Annotated in this window: 1 protein-coding gene; it reads right to left on the minus strand. The window is 49.0% G+C overall.

Going from position 1 to position 1,085, the window contains the following annotated elements:
• Window positions 1–15 precede the first annotated feature (15 nt).
• The coding region (locus tag A3750_RS14550; protein ID WP_156498599.1) for a 4Fe-4S dicluster domain-containing protein at window positions 16–1,085 on the minus strand (1,070 nt) is incomplete at its 5' end.

Here is a 1,085-nt window from a genome sequence, read left to right on the forward strand (position 1 = left end):
GCGAAATCAAAGCCATTAGTTTGTCTCTTGCTGTTGTTTGAGTACGTGATCATAAGCCTCTTGCGCCGCCGCGACTCTGACTTTGTTTTTAGTTACTGCACGCTGCAGTTTCTCTATTGCATCCGGTGTGTTGCTCTTTGCTTCTTTAAGAGCTTCTTCCATCTTTTCGAGCTTATTCTGCGCCTTTTCGAGATGAACATGTAGCTCTTCAAGCGAGGGTTGTAGGGCTGTGCTAGATGTTGCAGGGGATGCGGAAGGCTGATTGTTCTCAGCAACTTTCCGAGCTTTTTCGTAATTCTGCTTGGCTTGATTAACACGTAACTGGTTTTTTTCAACCGCGCGTTGAAGTTTGGCGACATTGTCAGGCGCATTTGCTTTTGCGTCTTCTAAAGCGTCGATCATTTTATCGAGTTTAAGTTGCGCTTTTTCGAAGAGCTCTTTTAATTCATCGATTGATTTCTCTGGCTCTGCACTAGTTGCTAACGTCGGCGCAGCTTCTGTATTGGCTTGTTTACGCGCTAACGCCGCTTCAATCGCTGCTTTTTTGGGATCTTGAGTTGCCGTGTTGTTCGCCTTTCCAGAAGGCGTATCTGCATTTTGCGCTGTGGCTAAACTTGCTTTCTCGGCCTGCATTTTTGCGGCTGCATCTGCGCGTGCTTTGCGCTTAGCTTCTTTTTCCTGAGCCTCTCGTTCTAGGCGCTCTTGTCGGGCTTCAAACCGAATTCGAGCTCGATCAGATTTCTCTGTTTCTAAGCGCTGCTCTTTGATTTCTCCCTTGGCATGACGATAGTACTGCACAAGTGGAATCGAGCTGGGACAAACGTACGCACAGGCGCCGCACTCTATGCAGTCAAACAAGTTATGGTGCTCTGCTTTTTCATATTCGCCAGAGCGCGAGAACCAGTACAGCTGTTGCGGAAGCAGCTCCGCAGGGCACGCCTCTGTACAGAGGCCACAACGTATACATGCCTGCGCGTGTTCGCTCAGGGGAAGTTCATTCACTTCTGGCGCGAGGATGCAGTTTGTGGTTTTGACGACAGGTGTGTTTGCGTCTTCCACTGTGTAACCCATCATCGGGCCACCAA

Source organism: Oleiphilus sp. HI0079, assembly GCF_001635105.1.